The organism is Methylobacterium sp. B1 (assembly GCF_000333255.1).
Classification (GTDB): Bacteria; Pseudomonadota; Alphaproteobacteria; order Rhizobiales; family Beijerinckiaceae; genus Methylobacterium; species Methylobacterium fujisawaense.
In genome coordinates, this window is sequence record NZ_BACT01000459.1 from 1 (window position 1) to 1,678 (window position 1,678).

The 1,678-nt window shown below is 73.5% G+C and carries 1 protein-coding gene, 1 tRNA gene and 1 pseudogene; 1 reads left to right on the top strand and 2 read right to left on the bottom strand.

Going from position 1 to position 1,678, the window contains the following annotated elements; translation table 11 throughout:
• Positions 1–387: 387 nt before the first annotated feature.
• Both I53_RS13345 and I53_RS13350 read right to left on the bottom strand, forming a co-directional pair.
• Entirely contained in the window at positions 388–675 is a 288-nt protein-coding gene (locus I53_RS13345; protein WP_043351475.1) for a hypothetical protein, read from the bottom strand.
• A 325-nt stretch (positions 676–1,000) separates the two neighbouring features.
• A tRNA-Arg gene (locus I53_RS13350) sits at positions 1,001–1,077 on the bottom strand.
• A gap of 211 nt (positions 1,078–1,288) precedes the next feature.
• Here I53_RS13350 and I53_RS31270 point away from each other — a divergent pair.
• Positions 1,289–1,678: pseudogene (locus I53_RS31270) on the top strand (FUSC family protein); the annotation flags it as partial.

Here is a 1,678-nt window from a genome sequence, read left to right on the forward strand (position 1 = left end):
GTGCGAGCTGCGCGGGGAATTCCGGCACTTCCGCACCGACCGGATCACGGACCCCGACTTCCTGGAGGAGCGGCACGGCCTCCGGCCCGCCGTCCTGCGCGCCCGGTGGAAACGGAGCCTGTCGGGCCGGCCGGTGGGTCCGCACGCGCCGACGCAGGTCGTGACGTGAAGGCGTCGGGATCCCGGCTTGCGGCCACCCGCCGTCGAGGGCGGGCGCCCCCTGGCGTTCCGAACGCGATCCGGGTCGCGCCGCGATCGCCCCCGTCGCCCACCCGGATGCGAGCCGCCGGGCGACCCCGACCGCCCGGCTGTCACGCGCTGGCCGAACTGCGCCCGCGCCGCCCGGGGGCGGCGCGACGGATCGCCCTTGGGACGCCGCCGCGCTCCTCAGATCGCCCAGTCGGCCGCCAGTGCCGCGGCGGCGTATCGGGCGCGCGCCGCCGCATCTCTCTGAAGCCCGGCCCGCTCGCACCACGCGGCGAAGATCTCCGGCTCGATCGGCACGCGCACGACCTCTACGCCGCTGCGCTGCACCTCGCGTTCCATCTGTTCGGTGGCGACGCGCCACGTCTCATAGTCGGGCGGCAGCTTGGCGCCATCCGCCAAGCGCGCGCGCAACTCCGCGTAGCGCTCCGGAGCGTACCAGGGCAGGCCGACGCGGCGGGGGCGGTCCATGGGAGGCTCTTCGAACGGTCACGCTGAACGGCCATCAACGGTCCAGAGCGCTCTTCGGTTCGAACCAGGATGGCCGGAGCGGCGGTGATCGTGCCGCAGCGGCCGAACGCCCGATGGCCGAGCCTGCGGCTCGCCGCTACGCGGCCCTGATGGATATCGCCCCGTTCGCCCTCATGGCCTCCGCCCTCACGTTTTCCGGCTTCGTCGTTCTGCTCGGATGGCGGTGAGTTCCGCGGCGTCGAGGTCGCGTCGGTGCCGTGAACGCAGAGGAGGACGCTGCGGCACCGTGAAACCCGCTCCATCATCCCCGCAGCGGGCAAGTTGCTGGCGACCCCGGTAGGGCTCGAACCTACGACCTGCCGCTTAGAAGGCGGCTGCTCTATCCAGCTGAGCTACGGAGTCAGGATGCCAAGCGGCCCCAGAAGCCACGGGCTCGCCCGGGGGTCAAGCGCGAGACGAAGACGTCCGCCGCCCCCGGGTTCACATCGGCGGTGACGATGTGGACGTCTGGATCGTGCCGCGGATCCGGATTGGGGTTGCGCGACGCTGCGGATCCGGACAGGCCGGGGCGCGGTTCATGCCGGGGCACCGCGCCCCCGTCCGGAGACCGAGGTTGCCCGCGCCGAGTCCCACAGCTTCGCCCCCTGGGCCGGCCCGGCGCCGGTGGAACGCCGCGGGTCGGGGCAGCCTGAACCGGCCCGGCTCGGACCTGCGGCGCCTGCCGACGGGCCTCGACCTCCGGAACGTCCGGCTCGTGGAGGGCGTGCGCGCCGCCTTCGCGTTCGGCGTCGTCATCCTCCTCAACATCTGGATCCAGTGGGCGCCGCTGCTGACGATGGCGCTCGCCGCCAACCTCGCCTGCTTCTGCGACAACGGCGGCCCGATGCGCGCCCGCCTGCGGGTCCTCACCGCCTTCTCGGTCCTGGGCGGGCTGCTCTGGGCGGAACTCGGGCTGATCCAGCCCCNTGCGGCTGCGGTGGTCGTCCCGGTCGCCTGCGCGCTG

Coding starts and splice junctions, on each gene's coding strand:
- I53_RS13345 (WP_043351475.1), bottom strand. CDS start 675: ATGGACCGCCCCCGCCGCGTCGGCCTGCCCTGGTACGCTCCGGAGCGC.